General features: G+C 72.4%; 22 protein-coding genes and 1 pseudogene. 7 read left to right on the top strand and 16 right to left on the bottom strand.

What is annotated here, in order from left to right; translation table 11 throughout:
• The gene (locus RB614_RS19610; protein WP_308714000.1) at nucleotides 1-249 is read right to left on the bottom strand and encodes a glutaredoxin family protein; all 249 of its coding nucleotides are present in this window, start codon (nucleotides 247-249) and stop codon (nucleotides 1-3) included.
• On the bottom strand, nucleotides 246-1,814 hold the full coding sequence (locus RB614_RS19605) for an AMP-binding protein (protein WP_308713999.1): 1,569 nt from the start codon (nucleotides 1,812-1,814) through the stop codon (nucleotides 246-248). Before RB614_RS19605 ends, RB614_RS19610 begins: the two co-directional genes overlap by 4 nt.
• A gap of 549 nt (nucleotides 1,815-2,363) precedes the next feature.
• Between RB614_RS19605 and RB614_RS19600 the strand changes: the two genes are divergently transcribed.
• The 4 genes from RB614_RS19600 to RB614_RS19585 all read left to right on the top strand — a co-directional run bounded on the left by RB614_RS19600 (nucleotide 2,364) and on the right by RB614_RS19585 (nucleotide 6,701).
• A complete protein-coding gene (locus RB614_RS19600; protein ID WP_428983066.1) occupies nucleotides 2,364-3,242 on the top strand; it encodes an ECF subfamily RNA polymerase sigma factor, BldN family in 879 nt (292 codons plus the stop codon).
• Between the two features lie 190 nt (nucleotides 3,243-3,432).
• Nucleotides 3,433-4,533, top strand: a complete 1,101-nt coding sequence (locus RB614_RS19595) for a DUF5667 domain-containing protein (RefSeq protein ID WP_308713998.1) — start codon at nucleotides 3,433-3,435, stop codon at nucleotides 4,531-4,533.
• 114 nt (nucleotides 4,534-4,647) lie between these two features.
• Nucleotides 4,648-5,544 carry an HAD family hydrolase gene (locus tag RB614_RS19590; RefSeq protein WP_308713997.1) on the top strand — a complete coding sequence of 299 codons (897 nt, stop codon included), beginning with the start codon at nucleotides 4,648-4,650 and terminating at the stop codon, nucleotides 5,542-5,544.
• Nucleotides 5,541-6,701 carry a hypothetical protein gene (locus RB614_RS19585; protein WP_308713996.1) on the top strand — a complete coding sequence of 387 codons (1,161 nt, stop codon included), beginning with the start codon at nucleotides 5,541-5,543 and terminating at the stop codon, nucleotides 6,699-6,701. The genes RB614_RS19590 and RB614_RS19585 overlap by 4 nt, the downstream gene beginning before the upstream one ends.
• A 250-nt stretch (nucleotides 6,702-6,951) precedes the next feature.
• Here RB614_RS19585 and RB614_RS19580 read toward each other — a convergent pair whose 3' ends face one another.
• The 9 genes and pseudogenes from RB614_RS19580 to RB614_RS19540 all read right to left on the bottom strand — a co-directional run bounded on the left by RB614_RS19580 (nucleotide 6,952) and on the right by RB614_RS19540 (nucleotide 15,206).
• Nucleotides 6,952-7,824 carry a lysophospholipid acyltransferase family protein gene (locus RB614_RS19580; RefSeq protein ID WP_308713995.1) on the bottom strand — a complete coding sequence of 291 codons (873 nt, stop codon included), beginning with the start codon at nucleotides 7,822-7,824 and terminating at the stop codon, nucleotides 6,952-6,954.
• A gap of 97 nt (nucleotides 7,825-7,921) precedes the next feature.
• Nucleotides 7,922-8,968, bottom strand: a pseudogene (locus tag RB614_RS19575) (NAD-dependent epimerase/dehydratase family protein); the annotation flags it as partial.
• A gap of 48 nt (nucleotides 8,969-9,016) precedes the next feature.
• A complete protein-coding gene (locus RB614_RS19570) occupies nucleotides 9,017-9,118 on the bottom strand; it encodes a 30S ribosomal protein bS22 (RefSeq protein ID WP_007465623.1) in 102 nt (33 codons plus the stop codon).
• 134 nt (nucleotides 9,119-9,252) lie between these two features.
• Nucleotides 9,253-9,465 carry a helix-turn-helix domain-containing protein gene (locus tag RB614_RS19565; RefSeq protein ID WP_173040309.1) on the bottom strand — a complete coding sequence of 71 codons (213 nt, stop codon included), beginning with the start codon at nucleotides 9,463-9,465 and terminating at the stop codon, nucleotides 9,253-9,255.
• Nucleotides 9,466-9,688: 223 nt separating this feature from the next.
• Nucleotides 9,689-10,873 (bottom strand): ABC transporter permease, encoded by a 1,185-nt coding sequence (locus RB614_RS19560; protein WP_308713994.1) that lies wholly within the window; start codon nucleotides 10,871-10,873, stop codon nucleotides 9,689-9,691.
• The gene (locus RB614_RS19555; protein ID WP_308713993.1) at nucleotides 10,870-11,598 is read right to left on the bottom strand and encodes an ABC transporter ATP-binding protein; all 729 of its coding nucleotides are present in this window, start codon (nucleotides 11,596-11,598) and stop codon (nucleotides 10,870-10,872) included. Before RB614_RS19555 ends, RB614_RS19560 begins: the two co-directional genes overlap by 4 nt.
• Nucleotides 11,595-12,968, bottom strand: coding sequence for an efflux RND transporter periplasmic adaptor subunit (locus RB614_RS19550; protein WP_308713992.1), 1,374 nt, complete (start codon nucleotides 12,966-12,968; stop codon nucleotides 11,595-11,597). Before RB614_RS19550 ends, RB614_RS19555 begins: the two co-directional genes overlap by 4 nt.
• Before the next feature lie 9 nt (nucleotides 12,969-12,977).
• The gene (locus RB614_RS19545; protein ID WP_308713991.1) at nucleotides 12,978-14,261 is read right to left on the bottom strand and encodes a hypothetical protein; all 1,284 of its coding nucleotides are present in this window, start codon (nucleotides 14,259-14,261) and stop codon (nucleotides 12,978-12,980) included.
• 24 nt (nucleotides 14,262-14,285) lie between these two features.
• The gene (locus tag RB614_RS19540; RefSeq protein ID WP_308713990.1) at nucleotides 14,286-15,206 is read right to left on the bottom strand and encodes a proline dehydrogenase family protein; all 921 of its coding nucleotides are present in this window, start codon (nucleotides 15,204-15,206) and stop codon (nucleotides 14,286-14,288) included.
• A 95-nt stretch (nucleotides 15,207-15,301) separates the two neighbouring features.
• Between RB614_RS19540 and RB614_RS19535 the strand changes: the two genes are divergently transcribed.
• The gene (locus tag RB614_RS19535; RefSeq protein ID WP_308713989.1) at nucleotides 15,302-15,838 is read left to right on the top strand and encodes a CGNR zinc finger domain-containing protein; all 537 of its coding nucleotides are present in this window, start codon (nucleotides 15,302-15,304) and stop codon (nucleotides 15,836-15,838) included.
• On the opposite strand, the gene RB614_RS19530 is transcribed toward RB614_RS19535, so the two are convergent.
• The gene (locus RB614_RS19530) at nucleotides 15,825-16,634 is read right to left on the bottom strand and encodes a sugar phosphate isomerase/epimerase family protein (protein ID WP_308713988.1); all 810 of its coding nucleotides are present in this window, start codon (nucleotides 16,632-16,634) and stop codon (nucleotides 15,825-15,827) included. The genes RB614_RS19535 and RB614_RS19530 overlap by 14 nt on opposite strands.
• 41 nt (nucleotides 16,635-16,675) lie before the next feature.
• Nucleotides 16,676-17,620: a Ppx/GppA phosphatase family protein gene (locus tag RB614_RS19525; RefSeq protein ID WP_308713987.1), complete on the bottom strand. Its 945-nt coding sequence runs from the start codon at nucleotides 17,618-17,620 to the stop codon at nucleotides 16,676-16,678.
• A gap of 104 nt (nucleotides 17,621-17,724) precedes the next feature.
• Here RB614_RS19525 and RB614_RS19520 point away from each other — a divergent pair, with 104 nt between their 5' ends.
• Nucleotides 17,725-18,567, top strand: coding sequence for a DUF3109 family protein (locus RB614_RS19520; RefSeq protein ID WP_308713986.1), 843 nt, complete (start codon nucleotides 17,725-17,727; stop codon nucleotides 18,565-18,567).
• On the opposite strand, the gene RB614_RS19515 is transcribed toward RB614_RS19520, so the two are convergent.
• Together RB614_RS19515 and RB614_RS19510 are read right to left on the bottom strand one after the other, a co-directional pair.
• On the bottom strand, nucleotides 18,564-19,247 hold the full coding sequence (locus RB614_RS19515; RefSeq protein WP_173040329.1) for a response regulator transcription factor: 684 nt from the start codon (nucleotides 19,245-19,247) through the stop codon (nucleotides 18,564-18,566). The genes RB614_RS19520 and RB614_RS19515 overlap by 4 nt on opposite strands.
• Before the next feature lie 23 nt (nucleotides 19,248-19,270).
• Entirely contained in the window at nucleotides 19,271-20,605 is a 1,335-nt protein-coding gene (locus tag RB614_RS19510; RefSeq protein ID WP_308713985.1) for a sensor histidine kinase, read from the bottom strand.
• Nucleotides 20,606-20,748: 143 nt separating this feature from the next.
• Here RB614_RS19510 and phoU point away from each other — a divergent pair, with 143 nt between their 5' ends.
• On the top strand, nucleotides 20,749-21,408 hold the full coding sequence (phoU, locus tag RB614_RS19505; RefSeq protein WP_308713984.1) for a phosphate signaling complex protein PhoU: 660 nt from the start codon (nucleotides 20,749-20,751) through the stop codon (nucleotides 21,406-21,408).
• 3 nt (nucleotides 21,409-21,411) lie between these two features.
• Here the strand turns inward: phoU and RB614_RS19500 are convergent, their stop codons facing one another.
• On the bottom strand, nucleotides 21,412-22,170 hold the full coding sequence (locus RB614_RS19500; protein ID WP_428983058.1) for a phosphoglyceromutase: 759 nt from the start codon (nucleotides 22,168-22,170) through the stop codon (nucleotides 21,412-21,414).
• Nucleotides 22,171-22,228: the final 58 nt, after the last annotated feature.

Below are 22,228 nucleotides of genomic sequence, written 5' to 3'. Positions count from 1 at the left end.
CTACTTGGCGGCTCCCAGATCGCGGAGAAGTCGCTGCTCCTCCACCCGCCAGTAGCCGTGCTCCTTGCCGTCGAGCAGGGTCACCGGCACCCGGTCGCCGTACTCCGCCTCGAGCTCGCGGTCGGACTCCACGTCGACCTCGACCCACCGCTCGCCGGTGGCCGCCGCGACCCGTGCGATCGCCTCCTTGGCCACGTCGCAGAGGTGGCAGCCGGGCCGGGTGATCAGCGTCAGCCGGGCGTCGCTCACTGGACCGCCTCCGAACGCAGCAGGGTCTTGCGCACCTTGCCGGTCGGCGAGTGCGGCAGCGACGGTACGAACTCGATCGCGGTCGGGCACTTGAACCGGGCCAGGTTGCGCTCGCAGTGCCGCTGCAGCTCGGCCACGGTCAGCTCGCTGCCCGGCTCGCGCACCACGTACGCCCGGACGGTCTGGCCGGTCTGCGGGTGCGGCGCGCCGAGCACGGCGGCCTCGACCACGCCGGGGCAGGCCTCGATCACCAACTCCACCTCGTGAGGGTAGACGTTGAAGCCGGAGACCAGGATCAGCTCACCCAGGCGGTCGACCAGGAAGAGGTCGCCGTCCGCGTCCGCGTACGCCACGTCGCCGGTGGCCCACCAGCCGGCCGGGTCGGGTCCGTCGTGCCCGTCCGGCCAGTACCCGGAGAAGAGGTTGTCGCCGCGCACCACGATCTCGCCGGGGTCGGTGCCCGGCGACTCCAGCTCGACCAGCAGCTCGTCTTCGGCGTCCGGGTCGACCGTGCCGTCGCGCCAGATGTCACCGCCGTCGGCCGCCACGAGCCGCAGCTCCACGCCGGGGAGCGGCTGCCCGATCGAGCCCATTTTCGGCGCACTGCTCAGCAGCGTGGAGGTGAGGACCGGGGCGGTCTCGGTCAACCCGTACCCGACGAAGACCTGGCGTCCCGTCGCGGCGCCGACGCGGGCGGCGGTGGCCGGCTCCAGCGGCGCCGCCCCGCAGACCGCCAGCCGCACCGAGCCGAACGCGCCGTCCAACTCCGGGCGCGCGGCCCAGCCCACGTACATGGACGGGACGCCGACCACCGCGGTGACCGAGTGCCGGGCGATGGTCTCCAGCGTGGCGGCCGGGTCGAAGCGCTCCACCAGCACCCCGCACGCGGCGTGGAAGGCCACCGCGCCCAGCCCCGAGTTGAGCCCGTAGGCGTGGAAGAGCGGCACCGCCAGCAGCAGCACGTCGTCCGGCCCGAGCACCGAGGGCACGCGGGCGACCTGCACGTGGTTGGCGATCAGCGCGCGGTGGGAGAGCATCGCGCCCTTCGGGCTCCCCTCGGTGCCCGAGGTGTAGAGCAGCACGGCCAGGTCTTCACCGCCGGTCTCGCCGGCCGGCGGCGGGCCATCCAGGTCCAGCAGATCCACGTGTACGGCCGAGAGCGCGGGCAGCTCGCCCCGGATCCCGTCGACGGTGTCTCGCACCCGCTCGGTGCAGACGAGTGCGGTGGCCGCCGAGTCGGCGAGCACGTGGCGCAGCTCGCGGGCCGTGTACTCCGGGTTGACCGGCACCGCGGCCAGCCCCGCGCGCAACGCGCCGAAGAACGCGACCGCGAAGTCGGGTGTGTTGCCCAGCGCGACCGCCACGCGGGCCGGATGTCCCGCCGTATCCGCGGCGAGGCCGCCCAGGCCCCGGGCGGCGGCGTCCACGCGCGCGTCGAGCTGCCCCCAGGTCACGACCCCGTCCCGCCAGAGCAGCGCGGGACGGTCGGCGCCGGCCCGCGCCGCACGGCGCACGTAGTCGGCCAGGTTGCGGGCGGGCTCGTCGACGGCGGCTGGTTCGTGCACGGTCACAGGTTAGTGTGACGCGCCTTACTTCGGTGTCGCCTGATGTTCAGTTCGTCCCCACCTGCGTACGATGCCGCTGTTCGAGCGCCGAACGCTTTCCTGGGCTCGGTGCGGCGTGTCGCACCCGTGTCACTCGAATGGGGGTTGGCGTTACCCCTGTCGGGTGTCCGACGCCGCACACGGTGTGCGACAGATTCGCCCACGATCGGTAAATAATTCGGCTCTGTGTAACGGACTCCGCACACGTGGGTGATGTTGGCCCTATTATCTCTGGGTCGGCTCACCCCTTTTGCCGTGAGTCGACACCCCTCACCCCGAGGAGGCCGCCGTGCCCGATAACGCACCGCACCAGCACCTCAAGGGTGTGTGTCGCCAGATGGCGCGCCCTGTCCGGCTGGTAGGGGAGCGTGCCAGACCCGGCACATACCCGATGTTGGCGCTGCGCGGGGTCACGGAGGAGGGGCAGTGACGGCCTACACGTACCAGGAGCTGTACGCGCGGGTGGCACTCGCCGACGGTCTGCGAGCCCTGCGCCAGGCCATGAACGAGATGCGGACATGGCGCTTCGCCATGAACGACATGAGCACCCGCCACACCCGCAACCGGACGCCCCACGTCAACGAGGCGCCGGCGCCGGCCCGCCACGTGCCGGGCTCCAACGCCAAGCCGGTCGGTGGCCGCGTCGTCGCGCCCGGGCGCCCGTCCATGCCGGCCCAGCCGGCCCCGGGGCACAACCCGGCCGACCCGGGCTTACGCACGGGTGGCGACACCGACACGGCGGTACTGCCGGTCGTCCAGTCCGGGCCACCAGGCCCGAGCAGCGCGCCACCCACCAGACACGCGAGCCGCCCCGACCCGACCGACGCGGCCGCCGAGGTGTGGGCACTGGTCGAGCGGGCCCAGGCCGGCGAGGCCGAGGCGTTCGGGCTGATCTACGACCGGTACGTCGACACGGTCTTCCGGTTCGTCTACTTCCGGGTCGGCAACCGCCAGCTCGCCGAAGACCTCACCTCCGACACCTTCCTGCGCGCGCTCAAGCGCATCGGCAGCTTCACCTGGCAGGGCCGCGACCTCGGCGCCTGGCTCGTCACCATCGCCCGCAACCTGGTCGCCGACCACTTCAAGTCCGGCCGCTACCGCCTCGAGGTCACCACCGGCGACGTCCTGGACGCCGACCGTGAAGACCGCGGGCCCGAGGGCAGCCCCGAAGCCGCCGTCGTCGACCACATCACGAACGTGGCCCTCCTGAGCGCCGTCAAGCAGCTCAACCCCGAGCAGCAGGAGTGCATCGTCCTGCGCTTCCTGCAAGGCTTCTCCGTCGCCGAGACCGCCCAGGCGATGGGCAAGAACGAAGGGGCCATCAAGGCCCTCCAGTACCGTGCGGTACGCGCACTCGCCCGGCTCCTGCCGGACGGGTTCCAACCGTGACACTCCTCACTCTTCGTAATTACGCCTCCCGCCTACCCGTAACCGGTCGTGCCCACCGACCGTTTGTATTGGTGCGACCGGCGGTGGCCCTGGCATCCCCCCTGGCTCATCCCGCGGTTTCCGCTGCCGTCGCACCGGTCGGCGAGGACGCCGACCGCACAGCCGTGACCAGCGAAGGGAGGTGCCCGCGGTGACCACGAACGTCTTCTACCGCCGGCGCGCCGAGCGCTTCGCGCAGCTCCTCGACGAGGCCAGCGGCGGTCGCCGGCACCACGTGCGCGACCGTGCCGAGGAGGAGCTGGCCGAGTTCATCGCGGTCAGTGACCATCTGACCGCCGTGAAGCCGCAGGTCGAGATCGACCCGGACTTCCGTACCGGCCTGCGCGCGATGCTCGTGGCGAAGGCCGAGCGGGACGGGATCGGCGCGACCGCGGTCGAGGCACCCGAGCCTGGCTTCGCGTCCGAGTCGCGCCCGCGGTTCACCGGCCGCCGGATCCGCGCCCGCGGCGCCGTGATCGTCGGTGTGGCGGTCGGCGCGATCGCCGTCTCCGGCATGTCCGCGGCCAGCGAAAACGCGATGCCCGGCGACGCTCTGTACGGGGTCAAGCGCTCCACCGAGCGGGCCCAGCTCGCGCTCGCCAGCTCGGACGTCACCCGGGGGCAGCTCTTCCTCGACTTCGCCCGCACCCGGCTCGCCGAGGCCGGCGCGGTAGGCGACACCACCGGGTTCTCCGGCGTGCTCGACGACATGGACAGCGACACCCGCGAGGGCGCGAAGCTGCTGCACACGGCCGCCGTGGCGCGACGCGACGCGACCCCGCTGGACGCGGTCGACACGTTCGTGAGCGGGCAGCGCCAGCAGATCACCAAGATGCTCGACCGCCTGCCGGCTGCCAGCCGCGACCGCGCGGTGGCGTCGCTCGCGGTGCTCGACCAGGTGAGCCAGCGCTCCAAGTCCCTGCGCGCTACGCTCGACTGCGGCGACGCGGCGACCGTTGGCGCCGACGTCTTGGGCCCGAAGCCGGGCACCTGCTGGTCGGCACCGAGCCAAGGGCGCTCGGGTCCGGCGTCCGACCCCGACTCCTCGCAGCGGACGGACGCCAAGCCGGCGCCGGAGCGCACCGAGGGCACCGACCCCAAGCCGGCCGGTAGCGCCGGTACGACCACGCCCCCGGGCACTCCCGCACCGGACGGATCGACGCCGGCCGACCAGCCCGCGCCGACACCGACCAGTACGGAGGGCGGTCTTCTCGATGGTCTGGGACGCATCCTCGGTGACCTGCTGGGTTAAGCCCAGTTTTGAAACAGCGCTTGGCACGCGCGCCCGGAGCGGCCTCCGCTTTAGGGGTCATTCAGGGCCTCGTTGGCTACCCTCCCTAGGAGGGAGCCAGAGGGAGGTCCACGCGTGGCGCGCACCCGCAGGGTCGGCGGAAAGTCCAAGAAGGTGACTGTCAGCACCGACGCCTACGGCCACACCGCTGGCTGGGCCGCCACCGACCTGGAGGCGGCCCTGGCCGTTCCTCCAGACAGCGCGGCGGCGGCGTTCTTCGACGTCGACAACACGATGATGCAGGGCGCGTCGATCTACTGGTTCGCCCGTGGGCTGGCCGCCCGCAAGTACCTGACGACCGGCGACCTGGCCCGTTTCGCCTGGCAGCAGGCGCGCTTCCGGCTGCTCTCCCGCGAGCACGCCGGCGACATGTCCCGGGCCAAGGCCACCGCGCTCGCGTTCGTCGAGGGCTGGCGGGTCGAAGACATGGAGCGGCTCAGCGAGGAGATCTTCGACGAGCTGATGGCCGAGCGGATCTGGGCCGGCACGCGGGCGCTCGCCCAGCTGCACCTCGACGCCGGCCAGCGGGTCTGGCTGGTCAGCGCGGCGCCGGTCGAGCTCGGCCGGGTGATCGCCGGGCGGCTCGGCCTGACCGGGGCGGTCGGCACGGTCGCCGAGGTCAGGGACGGTGCGTACACCGGACGCCTGGTCGGCGACCTCATGCACGGCCCGGCCAAGGCCGACGCGATCCAGCAGCTCGCCAAGGTCGAAGGGCTCGACCTGTCCCGCTGTACGGCGTACAGCGATTCGTCCAACGACATCCCGATGCTGTCGATCGTGGGCAACGCCGTGGCGGTCAACCCGGACAGCGCGCTGCGCGCCGAGGCCCGCGAGCGTGGCTGGGAGGTCCGCGACTTCCGCACCGGACGCAAGGCCGCCAAGATCGCCGTACCCACGACCGCCGCCACGGCGGTGCTGATCGGTGCCGTCGCCGCCGGGATGGCCCTGCGCCGCCGCAGGTCTCGCCGATGACCCTCACCGCCGGGCGACCGGTGGTGCCCGCGCCGCGACCCGGCCGGCACCCACGCCCCCGGCGGACGGTCGGACTGGCCGCGCTCGGCGTCGCGCTGGCGGCCGCCGGCACGCTCCTCGCGCTCTCCCCCGGCCAGAAGCAGCAGCCCACGGGCCCGCAGCAGCCACGTACCGTCGCCGAGGTGTGGCCGGACGCCGAGCGCGCCGACCTGACGGGCGGGCTGCCGGAAGGCCCGCTGTACAGCCCGGTCTACTTCCTGGACGCCAAGACCTCGCTCGGCACCGCGCCCGAGCCCGGCGGCACCCACCAGCGGCTGGTGTTGCGCGCGGCCGACGGCTCGGTACGGGAGCTGCGCCGCCTGCCGGTCGACGGGACCCCGCAGTTCGGTGGGTTCGTCCGGTCCGGCGACGAGGTCGCCTGGGCCGAGTCGGTGAGCGACGCCGAGGGCATCGCCCGCACCCGGATGTGGATCGCCGACGTCGCCAGCGGCGGACCGGCCCGACTCCTCACCGAAGACACCGGCGACGTGGTGCTCTTCAACTCCGAGTACGACATGGTGATCGCCGGCGGTCGCCTGCACTGGGTGTCGGTATCACCGCAGGACGAGACCTCGACCGAGGTCCGCTCGGTCCCGCTCAGCGGCGGCACGGTATCGGTCCGCACCGAACCGGGCGCCTGGGCGCTGTCGGCCTGGCCGTGGCTGGTCAGCGCGGGCAGCGGGCAGACCGGCCCGGTCCAGCTCCGCAACCTGGACACCCGGCAGGTCACTACCGTCGGGGCCTCCGCCACCGAGCTGGCCACCTGCGGCCCGACCTGGTGCCGCGTACTGGTGCTGGCCGGCGACGGCCCGTCCCGCATCGACCTGATGCGCCCGGACGGCAGCGACCGCCGCCGCGTGGCCGGTGGCGCCGCCACCGCCTCGGTGATCGACGTGGCGCTGCTCGACCGGTTCGAGGTGCTCTCCCAGAGCGGCGGCGACCAGAGCGCCCCGATCAGCTCCCAGCAGCTGCTCCTCTACGACCTGAAGGAAAAGCGCGTGGTCGCGGTGGCCGACGGCGTCGGGATAGTCCAGAGCCGCGGCGGCCTGCTCTGGTGGTCGACCGGCGACAACGAAACCACCGCCTGGCACACCCTGGACCTCCGCACCCTGAAGTAGCCCGCACCGCCCCACCCTGGTGGTGGTGATCGTTCGCCCGGTTTCCGCGTGAAACGCCGGGAAGGACGCGGGTTTCGGGTGAACGATCATCAGGTTCGGACCGGATCCGAACCGTCGCGGCCGGGCGTTAGGGCCTGTTTCAAAGGGATTGTCGGTGCGAGCCGGAGTCCAGGCGGCGTCAGGTGGTGGCGGGCGCAGCCGGTCGTCGTCTGGGCCCGGCGCAGCCCGGCAAGGATTTTCGAAACAGGGACTAGCGGCCGAAGGGGTCTGGGCGCTTTGCCAGCAGGCGGTGCAGGGTGTGCTGGATCGTCTCGCGCACCTGGTCGGCGAGGTTGAAGATGACCATCGGGTCGTCGGCCTGGTCGACCAGGTCGGCGGTGGGGATCGGCGGGCAGAACTCGATCAGCCACTTGCTCGGCAGCGGCACCAGGCCGAGCGGCCCCAGCCAGGGGAAGGTCGGCGTGACCGGAAAGTACGGCAGCTTGAGCAGGCGGGCCACCGGCTTGAGGTCGCCCAGGATCGGGTAGATCTCCTCGGCGCCGACGATCGCCACCGGCACGATCGGAGTGCCGGTGCGGAGCGCGGCCGAGACGAAGCCGCCGCGGCCGAAGCGTTGCAGCTTGTACCGGTCGCGGTAGTGCTTGCCGACGCCCTTGAAGCCCTCGGGGAAGACGCCGACCAGCTCGCCGCCGCTCAGCAGCCGCTCGGCGTCCGGGTTGCAGGCCACGGTGCCGCCTGACTTGCGGGTCAGCTCGGAGAGCACCGGCACGCGGAAGACCAGGTCGGCGCCGAGCAGCCGCAGGTGGCGCGCCTTGGGATGGCCGTCGTGGATGGCGATCGAGAGCATCAGCGCGTCCATCGCGACGGTGCCCGAGTGGTTGCCGACCACCAGGCCGGCGCCGTCGTCGGGGAGATTCTCCAGGCCGAACACCTCGGTGCGGAACCAGTCGTGATAAAGCCGGCGCAGGACCGGGTAGAAGACGTGGTCGGTCAGCTCCGGGTCGAAGCCGAACTCGTCCACCTCGTACTGCCCGGAGAGGCGGCGGCGCAGGAACGACAGGGCCGAGGCCACCCGCTTGTCCCACGGGTCGCCGGGCACGTCCTGGACAGCCGGGTCACTCATGGCCGTCCTCACTTCGCTGCGGGCGGCCGCGAGGCTCCGCACGCGCTGAGCCCAATGACTCCCTCGCCGCGGGCGGCCACGAGGCTCCAAGCGGGAGTTCTTTCGCGGTGGCGGCCCGGACTCGCCGGATGCCGTCGAGGATGGTCCGCTCGGCAGCCGCCAGGTGGTCGGCGGACACCAGCGCGCGGTCGGCGTGCCGGCGGATGAAGTCGTCGAAGGCGGCCGCCGTGGTGCGCGGCTCGAAGCCGAACTCCTCGACCAGGCGGGTGGTGTCGACCACCCGGCCGTGCACGAAGAGGTCGAGCTGGTCGAGGCCGTAGCGACCGAGGCGCAGCCCGCCGGCGAGCGTCGCGGCGGCGGAGAGGCCGGGCTCGAAGACCGGTACGGCGAGCCGCCCCGCCCGCCGGATCGCCTGGGAGAGCGCGAGCACGCCGGCGCCGGCCACGTTGTAGGTGCCGGGGTGATCCTCCACCACCGAGCGGTGCACCACCTCGAGCGCGTCATCGACGTGCAGGAACTGCAGCCGCGGGTCGCGCCCGAGCACGGTGGGCACGATCGGCTGGGCGAAGTACCGGGTCAGGGTGGTGTCGGCCGTGGAGCCGATGAACGGCGCGAAACGGAGCACGGTCGCGCTGATGTCGGGCCGCCGGCGGCGGAAGCCGCGCAGGTAGCCCTCGATGTCGAGGATGTCGCGCGCGAACCCGCCCCGGGGCACCTGGCGCGGCTCGGTCTCCTCGGTGAAGACGGCGGGGTCGCGGAAGGAGGCGCCGTATGCCGCGGTGGACGAGCGCATCACCAGCTTGCGCAGGTGGGGTGCCTGCTGGCAGGCGGCGAGGAGCTGCATCGTGCCGATGACGTTTTGCTCTTTCATCGCCGACCGGCCGCCCGGCTCTGGCGATGTGATCAGCGCGAGGTGCACCACGACCTCGGCGTCGAGCTCGGCCACCACGGTCGGGGCCGAACCGGCGTCGGCGCGCACCTGCTCGACGCCGCCGAGCAGCTCCTGGATCTCGGCGGCGGGCTCGTTGGGGTCGAGGCCCACCACGCGGCCGACGCGATCGTCGGCGGCGAGGCGGGCGGCGACGTTCGCGCCGAGGAACCGGCTGATGCCGGTTACCACGACGACGCTCAAGGCGGCAGTCACCGCCACCTCACGTTTCGATGCTCGTCCGGCGTGGAGGACCGGACGTGGCTACTTGCCGAGACGACGACGCTGGACGCGGGTCTTGCGCAGCAGCTTGCGGTGCTTCTTCTTAGCCATGCGCTTGCGGCGCTTCTTGACGACCGAGCCCATACGAAAGCCTTCCCGTTGCGATTCCTCGGCTACAGCCGGTCGCCAACCGGCGACCAATCTGGACAGCGGACCGGAGCTGCCTGGTGGGCGCCGACGCCCGTCGGACTCACGGTCGCCCACCAGGGTAGCCCCTGTTACGCCGACTCTTGGAACGCCCCCCGAAGGTATTCGTGCACCGCGTGCTCCGGGACCCGGAAGGACCGGCCGACCCGGACCGCCGTCAACTCGCCTGAGTGCACCAGCCGGTAAACGGTCATCTTCGAGACCCGCATCAGTGTCGCCACCTCCGCGACGGTCAGGAACTTGACCTCCGACAGTCTGCTCTCGGACTGTGGTGATCCTGCCATGGCTCACCAACCCATCCCATCCCCGGCGCGCGCCGCCGGGCGGGATGCGCCGCGGCGGGCAACGCGCGTGTAACTAGTACGGTACCGGGACGGCTGTGACCCACGCGATCCCTTCAGCCAGATGATCATGATCAGTCAAGTCGCCACTCCGGGCGATAAGCATAATTCACCCCAAGGGGGTATATCGGACGTTTGCCGACTCGGTCGACCAGTGCGAGAACCGCTACTCGGTGCGGAGTGCGACCACCGGGTCGAGGCGGCCGGCGCGCTGGGCGGGCACCACGCCGAAGACGATGCCCACGGCCGCCGATACCCCGAACGCGAGCGCCAGCGACCACCAGGTGATCGCCGCCGGTACCGGGGAGAGCTCACCCACCAGCAGCGCCCCGCCCACGCCGAGCGCCATGCCGGTGACCCCGCCGATCGTCGTGAGCAGCACCGCCTCCAGCAGAAACTGCACGCCGATGTCGCGCGGCCGGGCGCCGACCGCCTTGCGCAGCCCGATCTCCCGGGTCCGCTCGCGGACCGAGACCAGCATGATGTTGGAGACCCCCACTCCACCCACGAGCAGCGAGATGCCCGCGATCGCGGCGAGTACACCGGTCAGCACGCCCAGAATGTCGCCGAGTACCCCGAGGATCTGCTCCTGCGTCACCGCGCTGAACTCGGTGTCCGGGTGGCGTTCGCTGAGCTCGGCCACGATCCGCTCGCCGAGCACGTCGATCCGCTCCCGGTCGGGCGCCTTGACCGCGATGCCGTCGATCCGGTTGGTGCCGTACAACCGGTGGGCGGTGGTCACCGGGATGTGCACCTCGTCGTCCCGGTCGACCCCGAGGCTCTGGCCCAGCGGGGCGAAGACGCCGATCACGCGAAACCGTACGCCCGCGACCGACACCTGCTGCCCCACCGGGTCACGGTCGCCGAAGAGGGTACGGGCGACGGTGGCCCCGAGCACCGCGACCCGGCGCGCTGTGTCCACATCGGACGATGTGAGGTAGCTGCCGCGCGCCACGTTCCGGACGAAGACCTGCGGCGTCGTCTCGAGTACCCCTTGCACGGTGGTGAACGTGGAGCGGTTGCCGGCGCGGACCGTCTCGCCCGAGGTCACCGTGACCGCCACCCGCGACGGGTCACCGACCACCCGGCCGACAGCGTCCACATCAGACAGTGAGAGGCGGGAGACGGAGGGCGCCGAGTTGAACTCCAGCCGCCCCGGCACGACCACCAGCAGGTTGGAGCCGAGCCCCTCCACCTGCTGCTCCACCTCGCGCTTGGCGCCGGTGCCGATCGCGACGAGCACCACCACCGCGGCGACACCGATCACCACGCCGAGCATGGTCAGCGCGCTGCGCAACCGGTTGGCGCGCAGGGCGTCGAGGGCCACCCGCCAGGCCTCCGCGAGCCTCACGACTCCTCCTCCGGCCGCCGCTGGCCGGGGATCGACTGCCCCGCCGGCGGCACGACGAGGCCGTCGCGCATCACGATCTGGCGGCGGGCCCGGGCCGCCACGTCGCGGTCGTGGGTGACCAGGACGAGGGCCACACCGGCGGTGGTGTTCAGCTCCTCCAGCAGGGCCAGCACGGCGGCGCCGGTCGCGGTGTCGAGGTTGCCGGTGGGCTCGTCGGCGAGGAGCACGGCGGGATCGGTGACCAGCGCACGGGCGATCGCCACCCGCTGCTGCTCGCCGCCGGAGAGCTGGTTGGGACGGTGGTGCAGGCGGTGGCCGAGCCCCACCCGCTCCAGCACCTCCGCCGCCCGCGCCCGCCGCTGCCGGGCACCCACGCCGCGGTACACCAGCGGCAGCGCGACGTTGTCCACCGCGGAGGTCCGGGGCAGCAGGTGGAACGCCTGGAAGACGAAGCCGATCGTCTCGTTGCGCAGCCGCGCCATCTCGGGCGGGGAGAGCGTCGACACGTCCCGCCCGCCGATGACCAGGCGGCCGCCGCTCGGCCGGTCCAACCCGCCGAGCAGGTGCATCAGCGTGGACTTGCCGGAGCCGGACGGCCCGACGATCGCCAGGTAGTCGCCCGGCTCGACGACCAGCGAGACGCCGCGCAGGGCCGGCACGGAGACGCCGTCCAGCTCGTACGTCCGCGTGACGTCGGTGGCCTCGACCGCCAGCGCCTCGCTCACGGCACCTCTTGGCCGGCGCTGACCTGGTCGGTGCCGCGTACGACCACGCTGTCGCCGGGCGCCACCCCGGTGACGATCTGCACGACGTCCTGCCCTTGCACGCCGACGGTCACCTCGACCCGCTCGGCGCGCCCGCCGCGTACCACCCAGACCGCGTCGCGCCCGCCGGCCGAGAAGACCGCTGCCGCGGGCACCGTGACCGCGTCGGCCGCCTCGCGCACCTGGAGGTGGACGACCGCGCTCATGCCCGGGCGGGGCGGTGGCGCGTCCCGCCCGTCGCCGAACTCTCCGGTGCCGAGGGCGAGCCGCACCCGGTAGGCGACGCCGCCGCGCGCCGAGGAGGTCGGGAGCACGTCGACCGAGCGGACCTCCCCCGAGTACGTGGCGCCGGTCGCCGCGTCCAGCTCAACGGTCGCGGCGAGCCCCGGGCGCACCAGCAGCACGTCGGTCTCGTCGACCTCGGCGACCACCCCGAGCGCGGAGACGTCCACCACGGTGAGGATCGCGGCGCCCGCGGTGACCAGCCCGCCGACCGGCACGGCCACATCGACGCCGGCGGCCGGGCCGGGAGCCGCCGCGGGCGGGGTGAGCGTGCCGGCGGGGAGCTGCGCACCGGCACCCCCGAGCAGCCCGGCCAGCGCCTCGGCCGAGGCACCACCGGCCGGCGAGGCCGCGCCGCCGAGCTGCACCACGCCGGGTATCGGCGCCCGCAGCGTCAACGCGTCTACTGTGGACTTCGCCAGGTCGTACGCCTGCTGTGCCTGGAGGCGCTGGGCGGCGGAGAGCGCGCTGACCGCCGAGCTCAGTCCCGCCACGCCCCGCTGCACCGCGCGGACCGCCTGCCCAGCGGCACGGGCGGCGGCCTCGTACTGCTTCTGCGCGGCGTCGACGTGGGCGAGCAGCGCGCCGCGTACCCGCTGGTCTGTGATCTTGCCAGCGGCGACGCGGGCGGCGTCGAAGGCGGCCGCGGCGGCCTTGTCGGTGTTGCGCTGCACGGTCGTGAGGTCGACGCCGCCGCCGAAGCCGCCACCCGCCCGCTTGGCCGCGTCGAGCGCCGCCTTGGCCTGGGCGAGCCGCTGCCTGGCGCCGGGCGAGTCGATCACCGCGAGCACCTGCCCGCGCCGCACGGAGTCGCCCGGCCGCACCCGCAGCGAGGCGAGCGTGCCGTCGGCCGGGGAGGTGAGCGTGGCGGCCGCCTTCGCGGTTACCGAGGCGGGCGCGTCGACCACCTCGGTCACCTCGCCGCGGGACGCACTGCCGAGTGCCACGGCCGACTCGCCGTCGCCACAGGACGCGGCTGTCGCGCCGAGCGCGACGAGGGCGGCGCCGGCGAGCAGGATCAGTCTTCGTGGCGGGGGGACGCCAGACACGCAGTCATGTTACGAGGCGGCGGTCCGGACGTACGACACGCAGTCGTCCTGGAGGGACTGCCAGGGCTCGCCGAAGACCAGTGGGGACGCCTCGTCCGGCGACTTCCGCTCGTGCACGACCGCCTTGAAGAACGCCAGCATCGCCTGCTCGCCGAAGCGGTCGACCAGGTGCCGCACGGCGAGGTACCCGATCCCGTAGGCGGCGCTGACCTGCCAGTCCGTGGCCCGCGCGCCCGGCTCGGCGGCGCTCAGCGGCCCGTTCCACCCGCTGGAGACGAGCCGCCGCACGTCGGGCAGGCTCTCGTACCGGCCGACCGGGCGCCCGCCCGCCGCGGCCAGGTCGGCGACGCCCTCGACCAGCCACCAGTTGTCGCCGGTGCGGTAGCCGCCGCCGGGCAGCGAGGCGGCGTGCGTCATCTCGTGCCGCAGCAGGTCGTCGAGGACGCTCACGTGCAGGTCCTTGCCGTTGAGCACGACGTCGAAGCGGCCGCCGCCGACCGGCACCGCGTAGCCGGCGGTCCACTCCGGGCGGTCACCGCCGTACCAGCGGCGCCACTCCGCCTCACCCGCGTAGAAGATCTGGTAGTGCCGGGGCGGCGTGCCGTCCACCGCGTACCGGTCGGCGACCTCGGCCGCCCGCTCGGCCTCGCGCAGCACCTCGGTGAGGCGGCCCTTCTGCTTGGCGGTCGTCGCGACCACCGCCCGCTGGCCCACGGCCACCACCAGATCGCTGGCCTCCCACGGCCGCGGCCCGTCCTGCCCCGAGGGCGAGGGCGCCAGCGCCACCATGCGGGGTACGCCGGCGCGGTCCGCCCAGGTCGTCTCGATCGACACCGGACCGGTGAGGCAGCCGGGGTCGACGAAGCAGTGCTCGTACGTCACGGTGACCCGCCACTGCGAGCCGACGCGGTCCGGGATGTCGGTGATCCGCACCTGCCAGGCGGTGACCTTCAGCGCGCGCAGCGACCGGAACTGCCGGCGCAGCGCGGCCACCGCCGCCGACTTCGGCTCGGCGACCGCGAGGAAGCCCCGCTCGTCGCCGCGGAGCAGCGCCCCTGCCTGCTGGGTGAGCACCTCCGCGATCCGCTCGCGCAGCCAGAGCTGGGTCACCTGCTCCGGGTCGCCCGGCTCGGGACTGTGGATCGCGACCGGGCTGGCGCTGGCCGCCGCGCCCGGCCCCTGCTCGCGAAGCGCGACGATGACGGCCGTGGGCACCCCGCAGGACAGCAGTGCGCCGACCACCCCGAGGACTACCCAGAGCGGCCACCGGCGCGGTCCGGGTGCCTCCGTCACACGCGGAGACTAGCTCAGCTCTTCTCAGCTCTTCCGGCTCACTGCCTTGAGGAAGAAGCCCATGTTGGCCGGCCGCTCGGCCAGGCGGCGCATCAGGTACGGGTACCACTGCGTGCCGTAGGGGACGTAGACACGCACCGTGTACCCCTCGGCGGCCAGGCGGGCCTGCTCCTCCGGGCGCACCCCGTACAGCAGCTGGAACTCGAACTCGTCCGGCGAGCGGTCGAACCACCGGGCCCGGTCTTCGCCGATCGCGATCAGGCGCGGGTCGTGGGTGGCCAGCATCGGGTAGCCCTCGCCGGACATGAGGATGTTGAGGCAGCGCACGAACGACTTGTCGACGTCCAGAGTGGACTGGTAGGCGACCGACTCGGGCTCCTTGTACGCCCCCTTGCAGAGCCGCACCCGCGAGCCCGCGGTCGCCAGCTCCCGGCAGTCGGCCTCGGTGCGCCGCAGGTACGCCTGGAGCACCGCGCCCGTGGTCGGAAAGTCGGTGCGCAGCTTGGTCAGGATGTCGAGGGTGGAGTCGGTGGTGGTGTGGTCCTCGGCGTCCAGCGTGACCGTGGTGCCCGCCTCGGACGCGGCCGCGCAGATCGCCCGGGCCTGCTCGTACGCCAGCTGCTCGTCGAACTTCTGGCCCAGCGCGGAGAGCTTGACGCTCACCTCCGCGGCCGGGGTCAGCGCGGAGTCGCGGAGGGCGGCCAGCAGCGACACGTACGCCTCGCGGGTCGCCACGGCCTGCTCAGCCGTCTCGGTGTCCTCACCCAGCACGTCCAGGCTCACCGCGAGGCCGTCGGCGACCAGCTCACCGGTCGCGCGGAGCGCGTCGTCGGGCGACGTGCCGGCGACGAACCGCCGCACCACACCACGCGTGAGCGGCGCAGTCTCGACGAGCCGCTCCAGCCCGGACGACCGGGAGGCGGCGAGGATGACCGATCGCAGCATGAGGCGAGCGTAACGCCCGCCTCCCGGAGTGACCCGGTTACCGTCCGCACGAGCGCGACGCGCCACGGAGGGCCCCGGTCGTCTACGGTTGTCGAGTGAACTTCGACGCGTACGCCAGGACCGCCGTTGACCTTGTCAACGCGTCGCTGGACGACCTCGACGGCCTCCGGGGCCTCTTCAACGAGGAACACTCCTGGATGGGCGGCGAGGTCGTGGAGCGCGACCTGGCCATCTTCCGCCGGGCGCAAAAGCGCCTGCGAGATGTCTTCGAGTTCGGCACGTCCGGCCGCGACATCGAGGCTGTCGCCGAGCTCAACGCGCTGCTGGAGACCTTCCCGGTCCAGCCGCGGATCTCCGGCCACGACGCCAACGACTGGCACATGCACGTGACCAGCCGGGGCGCGTCCGTCAGCGCCGAGTACCTCGCCGGCGCCGTCTGGGGTCTGGCCGTGTGGCTGTGTGAGTACGGCAGCGCCCGCTTCGGGGTCTGTGCCGACGAGCGCTGCGGCAACGTCTACCTGGACACCTCGTCAAACAACTGCCGGCGGTTTTGCTCGGAGCGGTGCGCCACCCGCTCCCACGTGGCCGCCCACCGCGCGCGCAAGAAGGAAAAGCTGCTTACCGCGGTGTGACCGGCGTCGGGGTGGCGAGATGCTCCCGGGCGAACGCGAGAGACTCGCGCAGGTCGGCCTCGCGGACCGCGCGGCTGCTCGCCTTGCGCGTCGCCACCTCGACCGCCACCGACCCGGTGAAGCCGCGCCCGGCCAGTGAGGCCAGCAGCTCGCCGCAGGGCTGGTTACCGCGCCCGGGCACCAGGTGCTCGTCGCGCCCCTCGCCGGTGCCGTCACCCAGGTGCACGTGGGCGAGCTGGGCGCCCATCGTGTCGGCCATGGCCAGCGGGTCGCTGCGCGAGGCGGCGCAGTGCGACAGGTCGAGCGTGTAGGCGTCGTAGCCGGTCACGGTGGGATCCCAACCCGGCACGTACGGCACGAACTCGCGGCCGGCCATCCGCACCGGGTACATGTTTTCAACCGCGAACGTGACATCCGGGTGCTTAGCGGCCAAGCGCGCCAATCCGGTGCCGAAACCCCTGGCGTAGTCGCGCTGCCAGGTGAACGGCGGATGCACCACCACCGTGGGCGCGCCCAGCGTCTCGGCGAGCACGGCCGCCCGGCGCAGCCGCTCCCACGGGTCGGAGCTCCACACCCGCTGGGTGACCAGGAGGCATGGTGCGTGCACGGAGAGCACCGGCACGCCATAATGCGCGGCCAGGCCGCGCAGGGCACCGGCGTCCTGGCTGACCGCGTCGGTCCAGACCATGACCTCGATGCCGTCGTAGCCCAGGGTGGCGGCCATCTCGAACGCCGCCGCCGTCGGCTCCGGAAAGACGGAGGAGCTGGACAGGAGCACTGGAACGCGGGAACTCACGTTTGCCAGGGTATCGCCACGGTGGTAAATGCGCTTTGGCGCTACGCCGGCTCCAACTGGTCGAGGCGGCGAAGAATGACCCCTTCGCGCAGCGCCCAGGGACAGATGTCCACCGCGTCGATGTCGAGCCGGCGCATGGTCGCCTCGGCCACCACCGCGCCGGCGAGCAGCTGGTGGGCCCGGCGCGCGCTCACACCCTCCAAACCGGACAGTTCGCGGGGCGAGATGTGGCGGATGAATCCGATCACCTGGCGGAGCCCGTCGCGGTGCAGGCGCCGGGGTGCCCACAGCCCGGCCGTCGAGGGGGCGGCGCCGGCGAGGCGGGCGAGCGTGCGGAACGTCTTGGAGGTGGCCACCGGCCGGTCCCAGCCGACCTCGGAGAGCTTTCGCACGGCCGGGTCGAGCATCTCGTCCACGTACTCGATCAGCTCGTCGACCCGGTGCGCGGAGGGCGGCGTGGCCGTGCTGCCGTCGATGTGCAGCCGGTCGCGGGTCAGCCGCCCGGCGCCGAGCGGCAGCGACATCGCCAGGTCCGGATCTTCGTCGATGCCGGCCGCGAGCTCCAGCGAGCCGCCGCCGATGTCCATCACCAGCAGGCGCCCGGCGGACCAGCCGAACCACCGGCGTACCGCGAGGAAGGTGGCCCGCGCCTCGTCGGCGCCGGAGAGCACCTGCAGCCGTACCCCGGTCTCCTCCCGGACCCGCGCGAGCACGGCGGCGGAGTTGGTGGCGTCGCGGACCGCGGAGGTCGCGAAGGCCAGCAGGTCTTCGGTGACCAGCCGGGCCGCGGCGGTCATGGCGTCCGCGGCCGCCTTGACCAGCGCGTCGGCGCCCGATTTGGTGAGCGCGCCGTCCTTGCCGATCTGCTCAGCCAGGCGGAGCACGGCCTTTTCCGAGTGGGCCGGCCAGGGGTGTGCGCCGTGGTGGGCATCCACGACCAGGAGGTGCACGGTGTTGGAACCGACGTCAAGGACACCGAGGCGCATACCAAAACCTTAAGTCGGGGACGGGGATGAGTGGCCGCTATGTCACGCCTTCGCGACACGGCGACCAGCGCCGGGAACGCGTACCGCGCGCGTAAGCTGGCCGGGTGGCAAGCCTGCACGTCCTCGTCGACGACCCTCAGGACCCGCGGAGCAAGGAAGTCGCGCTCGACTTCCCCCGCGAGTGGATCGAGTTCGTCGACCCGGAGGACCCCAAGCACGTCGTACGTGCCGATCTCACCTGGCTGCTGTCCCGCTGGACCTGCGTCTTCGGAAAGGCGTGTCACGGGATCATCGCCGGCCGCGCATCCGACGGGTGCTGCTCGCACGGCGCTTTCTTCACCGACTCCGACGACGAGACCCGGGTCAAGGCGGCGGTCAAGCGCCTGACGCCGGAGACCTGGCAGCACTACCGGCGCGGGTTCAAGCAGTACACCGAGATGGACACCATCGACGGCAAGAGCCCGGCCCGCCGCACCGCCACGCAGGGCGAAGACGGGCCGTGCGTGTTTCTCAACGACGCCGACTTTCCCGGCGGTGGCGGCTGCGCGCTGCACGCCCAGGCGATCCGCGACGGCGTGCACCCGTTGGAGTACAAGCCGGATGTCTGCTGGCAGCTCCCAGTGCGGCGCGAGCAGGAGTGGTCGAAGCGGCCAGATGGCACCAAGGTGCTGGTGACGACGCTGACCGAGTTCGACCGGCGGGGCTGGGGCTCGGGCGGGCACGACCTCGACTGGTGGTGCACCTCGTCGCCCGAGGCACACGTCGGCACCGAGGCGATGTACCTGTCGTACGAGCCGGAGCTGACCGCGCTGGTCGGCAAGGCGGCGTACGCGAAGCTGGCCGAGCTGTGCGCGGCACGCCTCAAGAGCGGCCTGGTCGCGCCGCACCCGGCGACGACGGCCGCTGCGCCTCCGAAGGCCGCGAGGCGGCAACGCCAGCAGCCCTAGGGCTCGAACTTGTAGCCCAGGCCGCGGACCGTGACGATGTAGCGCGGCGTGCTCGGCTCGGGCTCGACCTTGGAGCGCAGGCGCTTGACGTGCACGTCGAGCGTCTTCGTGTCACCGACGTAGTCGGCGCCCCACACCCGGTCGATCAGCTGGCCCCGGGTGAGCACCCGGCCGGCGTTGCGCAGCAACAGCTCCAGCAGCTCGAACTCCTTGAGCGGCAGCTGGACGGCGGCACCGGCCACGGTCACCACGTGGCGCTCCACGTCCATCCGCACCGGGCCGGCGGCCAGCGTGGGCGCGGAGAGCTCGACCGCGTCGACGCTCTGCCGGCGCAGGACCGCCCGGATGCGGGCGACCAGCTCACGCGGGGAGTACGGCTTGGTCACGTAGTCGTCGGCTCCTATTTCCAGCCCGACGACCTTGTCGATCTCACTGTCTCGCGCGGTCACCATGATGATCGGGACGTGCGAACGCTGGCGCAGCTGGCGGCAGACCTCGGTGCCCGACATCTCGGGCAGCATCAGGTCGAGTAGGACGATGTCCGCACCGGTCCGGTCAAACTCGGTGAGGGCGGAGGTGCCGGTCGCGGCGACCGAGACCTCGAAACCCTCCTTGCGGAGCATGTAGGACAAGGCGTCGGAGAACGACTCCTCATCCTCGACCACGAGCACGCGGGCCAACAGACTTTCCTTCCTATTGCTCGTCAGGCCTGTCGAAGCTCGGCCGGACCGGCCTCGATCTCAACCGACGGTGGTAGCGGCAGTACGGCGTCCGGCGGACGGGCGGGCAGCCGGATGGTGAACGTCGACCCTCCACCCAGCCTGCTCGTCACCTCCACACGGCCACCGTGATTCGTCGCGATGTGCTTGACAATCGCCAGGCCGAGGCCGGTGCCGCCGGTCGCCCGGGAGCGTGCCTGGTCGGCCCGGTAGAACCGCTCGAAGATCCGGTCGAGGTCGCTCGGCCCGATCCCGATGCCCTGGTCGGTCACCGCGATTTCAACGTACTCGTCGTCACCGCGCGTGACCACGTCCACCTTCGTGTGCTCGGCCGAGTAGGCGATCGCGTTCTCCACGAGGTTGGCGACGGCGGTGGCGATCTGGCTGTCGCTGCCGTACACGGTCAGGCCGCGGGCGCCGCTCACGTCGACCTCGATGCTCCGGGCGGACGCGGCCGTACGGGTGCGGTCGATCACCTCGGCCACGACCCAGTCGACCGCGACCGGCTCGGGCGCGGGCAGCGGCTCGGCGCCCTGCAGGCGGGTCAGCTCCAGCAGCTCGTTGACGAGGCGGCCGAGGCGGGTGGACTCGGACTGGATCCGCTCGGCGAACCGCCGGGCGGCCGCCACGTCTTCGGCCGGGTCGGTGGTGACGCTGTCCGGGTCGGTGGCGTCGAGCAGCGCCTCGGCCAGCAGCTGCAGCGCACCGATCGGGGTCTTCAGCTCGTGGCTGACGTTGGCCACGAAGTCACGCCGCACCCGGTCGACCCGGTGCGACTCGGTCACGTCGGCGGCCTCGACGGAGACGAAGTTGCCGCCCAGCGCGACGGCCCGCAGGTGGACGCCGAGCGGCGACTGCGGCCCGCCCTCGCGCCCCCGGGGCAGGTCGAGCTCGACCTCCCGGCGCACGCCGGTGCGGCGGACCTGGCCGGCCAGGGTACGCACGATGGGGTGCGCGGCGATGGTGCCGGGCTGGGGTCCGGCGCGCAGGAGCCCCATCGCGCGGGCCGCCGGGTTGACCAGCACGGGGACGTCGTCCTGGTCGAGCACGACCACCCCGACCCGCAGCGCGTCGAGGCTCTTGCGGCCCAGCCCGGAGACCTGGCCCTGCTGCTCTTTGGCGATAGCCGGCCTCCCGTTGTCGCGGGCGGCTCCTCCGAAGCCCCCGGCAGTCGCGGCCTCGCCCCGCGGCGGTCGACCGCCGACTGGGACGAGCAGACTACGGATCCCCGCGCGGCCGCGCACGGCTAGCAGCGCGGCAGCCCCGGCCACCAGGCCGAGAACGCTGCCGACCACCCCGGCTCCGACCGCCCACTCCACGTCGCGATCGTAGGGTCATTGTTAACCCAACTGATTCGCAGAATAGGACAAACCCGGCCGCCTTCCAATAGAGTTCACCGCCCGGCCGAGCGTCGTTCACCCCGGTACGCCGGAGATCGTGAAACATCGCTAGCATCGACGCGATGCGTGACGATCTGCGGGCAGACCTCCTCGAGGTGGGCCGCCTCCTGGTGTCCATGGCCGAAGCCGTGCGCACCGCGATGGTGCATGCCACCCAGGCGCTGCTCACCGCCGACCGTGAGATCTGCGAGGCGGTCATCGCCCGCGACAACGAGGTCGATGACCTGCGCCGGCAGGTTGACCAGCAGGTGTACGACACGCTGGCCCGCCAGGCGCCGGTCGCCACCGACCTGCGGCTCGTGGTCACCGGCATCCAGATCGCCGCCGACCTGGAGCGGATGGGCGACCTCGCCGAGCACGTGGCCAAGACCGCGCTGCGGCGCTACCCCGCACCGGCCGTTCCGCCCGAGTTGCGCGAGGTGATCACCTCGATGGGCTCGGTGGCCGACCGGATGGCGGGCAAGGTGGGTCTGGTGCTCACCACGCAAAACGCGCTCCTCGGTGCCGAGTTGGAGAGCGACGACGACGCGATGGACGAGCTGCAGCGGCAGCTCTTCAACATCCTGCTGGACCGGCACTGGCCGCACGGCGCCGAGGCGGCGATCGACGGCGCACTGCTGGGCCGCTTCTACGAGCGGTACGCGGACCACGCGGTCAACGCCGGGCAGCAGGTCGTCTACCTGGTCACGGGTGAGCCGACCGAGCCGCCCGGCCTCGCGTAACCGCTAGCGCCCCTGGTTGGCGACCGCGGCGGCGGCTTCCTTGGCCGCTTCCGGGTCGAGGTAGGTGCCGCCGACCGTCACCGGGCGCAGCGTGGCGTCCAGGTCGTAGCGCAGCGGGATGCCAGTGGGGATGTTGAGCTTGGCGATCGCCTCGTCGGAGACGCCGTCGAGGTGCTTGACCAGGGCACGCAGCGAGTTGCCGTGGGCGGCGACCAGCACGGTGCGGCCGGCGAGCAGGTCCGGCACGATCGCGTCGTACCAGTACGGCAGGGCCCGCTCGAGCACGTCCTTGAGGCACTCGCTGCGCGGCATCAGCTCCGGCGGGAGCGTGGCGTAGCGCGGGTCTCCGGCCTGCGACCACTCGTCGTTGTCGTCGATCGGCGGGGGCGGCGTGTCGTACGACCGGCGCCAGAGCATGAACTGCTCCTCGCCGTACTGCTCCAGGGTCTGCTTCTTGTTCTTTCCCTGAAGGGCGCCGTAGTGGCGCTCGTTGAGCCGCCACGACCGGCGCACGGCGATCCAGTGCCGGTCGGCGGCGTTGAGCGCGAGGTCGGCTGTGCGGATGGCGCGGCGCAGCACGCTGGTGTGCACCACGTCGGGCAGCAGCTCGTGCTCGCGGAGCAGCTCGCCGCCGCGCCGCGCCTCGGCCTCGCCCTTGGCGGACAGGTCGACGTCGACCCACCCGGTGAAGAGGTTCTTCGCGTTCCACTCGCTCTCACCGTGCCGCAGCAGCACGAGTGTCCCCAGAGTCATGCCCCTCATCCTGCCACCGTGACCGCCGCCACATTGAAATCGGGATGCGTGCCGCTCGTACGCCGGA

It is taken from the genome of Phytohabitans maris, assembly GCF_031085175.1.
Classification (GTDB): Bacteria; Actinomycetota; Actinomycetes; order Mycobacteriales; family Micromonosporaceae; genus Phytohabitans; species Phytohabitans maris.
The sequence above is the reverse complement of the archived record's forward strand: the minus strand, read 5'-3'. Positions and strand labels throughout refer to the sequence as shown.

Excerpts from the sequence above, each read along its gene's own strand:
- phoU (WP_308713984.1), top strand. The coding sequence starts at position 20,749 with ATGCGTGACGATCTGCGGGCAGACCTCCTCGAGGTGGGCCGCCTCCTG.
- RB614_RS19565 (WP_173040309.1), bottom strand. The coding sequence starts at position 9,465 with ATGGCAGGATCACCACAGTCCGAGAGCAGACTGTCGGAGGTCAAGTTC.
- RB614_RS19540 (WP_308713990.1), bottom strand. The coding sequence starts at position 15,206 with ATGCTGCGATCGGTCATCCTCGCCGCCTCCCGGTCGTCCGGGCTGGAG.
- RB614_RS19600 (WP_428983066.1), top strand. The coding sequence starts at position 2,364 with ATGCGGACATGGCGCTTCGCCATGAACGACATGAGCACCCGCCACACC.
- RB614_RS19580 (WP_308713995.1), bottom strand. The coding sequence starts at position 7,824 with ATGAGTGACCCGGCTGTCCAGGACGTGCCCGGCGACCCGTGGGACAAG.
- RB614_RS19570 (WP_007465623.1), bottom strand. The coding sequence starts at position 9,118 with ATGGGCTCGGTCGTCAAGAAGCGCCGCAAGCGCATGGCTAAGAAGAAG.
- RB614_RS19500 (WP_428983058.1), bottom strand. The coding sequence starts at position 22,170 with ATGAGGGGCATGACTCTGGGGACACTCGTGCTGCTGCGGCACGGTGAG.
- RB614_RS19525 (WP_308713987.1), bottom strand. The coding sequence starts at position 17,620 with ATGCGCCTCGGTGTCCTTGACGTCGGTTCCAACACCGTGCACCTCCTG.
- RB614_RS19585 (WP_308713996.1), top strand. The coding sequence starts at position 5,541 with ATGACCCTCACCGCCGGGCGACCGGTGGTGCCCGCGCCGCGACCCGGC.